This window comes from Cytophagia bacterium CHB2, from assembly GCA_030263535.1.
Classification (GTDB): Bacteria; Zhuqueibacterota; Zhuqueibacteria; order Zhuqueibacterales; family Zhuqueibacteraceae; genus Coneutiohabitans.
This window is the reverse complement of the sequence record SZPB01000614.1, coordinates 1-2,206: the sequence shown is the minus strand read 5'-3', so window position 1 is coordinate 2,206 and position 2,206 is coordinate 1. Positions and strand designations below refer to the sequence as shown.

Annotated in this window: 1 protein-coding gene; it reads left to right on the top strand. The window is 56.5% G+C overall.

The window, feature by feature from the left end; translation table 11 throughout:
* Nucleotides 1-150: 150 nt before the first annotated feature.
* A partial coding sequence (locus FBQ85_29485) for an efflux RND transporter permease subunit (GenBank protein ID MDL1879264.1) occupies nucleotides 151-2,206 on the top strand: 2,056 nt, incomplete at its 3' end.

Sequence of the window (2,206 nt, the reverse complement as noted above, 5' to 3'; positions counted from 1 at the left end):
ATAGCCCGAGTAGCCTTGCCCCTCGTGGGGCACTGTTGCAACCGCGGGTTCAGTGGCTTCGACAGCCGCCCACAAGGGGCGGGGACTACAATTCTTGTTCATTTGCGTGAATTAGCGGTTTGTTGAAAACCTTCGCATTATGGCAAAACCATGAATCTTACCAAACTTTCCGTGCATCGCCCCATCGCCACTACCATGGTGTTTTTGATCATCATCGTTTTGGGCATGATGGGATTGCGGTATTTGCCGGTCGATTTGTTGCCGCCCGTCGAATTTCCCATGTTGACCATTCGTACGAATTATGCCAACGTCGGGCCTGAGGAAATCGAAACCATCATCACCGATCGCATCGAGAATGCGATTGCGAGCGTGCCGAACATCGAAGAAGTGCGCTCCGAATCCGAAGAAGGCCGCAGCCAGGTCTCGCTGCAATTTTCTCCCGGCACCAACATCGACGAAGCTGCCAACGACGTGCGCGCCGCGCTGGATCGCATTCGCGACAGCCTGCCGCAGGAAGCGGAGACGCCGCGCGTCTGGAAATTCGATCCCGATAATTTTCCAGTGGTGATCGTCGGCGTGCGTTCCGAAACGCGCGGCATGGCAGAGTTGACGCGGATTTTGGAGCGGGAACTTTCTCAGCGTTTCGAACAAGTTTCGGGCGTCGGCGCGGTGGATGTGTGGGGCGGCATCTATCGTGAAATTCAAGTGCAACTCAAACGCGATCGCCTCGCTTCGAGTCAGCTTTCTGCCACGGACGTGCAACAGGCATTGCAGCGCGAGAACATCACGCTGCCCGGCGGCGACATGCGCGAGGGTTTCAATGACATGTATGTGCGCACGCGCGGCGAATATCAAACACTCGATGAAATCGCGGCGACGATCATCACCGTAGTCGATGGCCGGCCCATTCGCGTGCGCGACGTGGCCGAAGTCGTCGATGGTTATGCCGACATCAACCGCATCGATCAAATCGACGGCCGGCCCGTGGTGCGTCTCGGCATCCGCAAGCAATCTGGCGCCAACACCGTCGCGGTTGCGGAAGAAATCCGCGGCATTATGGCCAAAATCAATCAAGAACGCGACGATTTGGAATTGATGTTGATCATCGATCAAAGCGAGTTCATTCAAAATTCGATTGACAACGTCAAACAATCCGCGGTTTGGGGCGGCTTGCTGGCAATATTCATTTTGTATATTTTTTTACGCAACGGCTCGTCCACGTTCATCATCGCGTTGGCGATTCCCATTTCGATGATCGCGACGTTCGGGCTGCTCTTTTTCAACGGCCTCACGCTGAATCAAATGAGTTTTGGCGGATTGGCGTTGGGCATCGGCTTGATCGTCGACAACGCGATTGTCGTGCTCGAAAACATGGTGCGGCTGCGCGAAAACCGGCACAGTCTCGAAGAGAGCGCTTTGACCGGCGCCAAACAAGTGACCGGCGCGATCGTCGCGTCAACGTTGACGACGTGCGTGATCTTTTTGCCGGTGGTATTCATGCAAACCGTTTCCGGCATGTTGTTCAAAGAACTGGCGCTCGTCGTGGTGTTCTCGCTGCTGTGTTCGCTGCTGGTGGCAATCACGTTGGTGCCGATGGTGAGCAGCCGCTTTCTCACGATTCGCGAGGGCGAAAAGGCCACCGATGACGAAGGCTCGCGTCTCGGCCGTTTTTTTCTCCGGCTGGAAACGGGCTATTCCCGCTGGCTGGAAGCGGCCATGCGGCGCAAGCGTCTCGTCTTTGCCGTGACCGGCGCATTGTTGCTGATCACCATCCTGCTTTGGCCGTTGCTGCCGCTGGAGCTGGCGCCGCAAACCGATGCGGATGAAATCGGCGTGGAATTGCAATTGGCGCAGGGCATGAACATCGCCGTGGCCAACGAGTATTTGAAAGAACTCGAGCGCATCGTGCGCGAAGTGATGCCCATGGATCAAGTGCGTTACATGACCACCGAGCTTCGCCCCGGCGATGCGGAAGTGGAAATCTCTTTGCTGAATGCCAATGAGCGCACCATGGACAGTTTTGTTTTGGCGGATCATCTTCGCGAAAACATCGCCGGCAAAATTCCGGGATCGGATATTCGCGTGAGTGCGCAATCCGGTTTGTGGATGTTGCGGCGTTTGTTCGGCTCCGGCGGCGCCGAGGCGGTGCAGGTGGAATTGCGCGGCTACGATCTCGCGCTTGCCGATCGCCTTGCGCTGGACATCG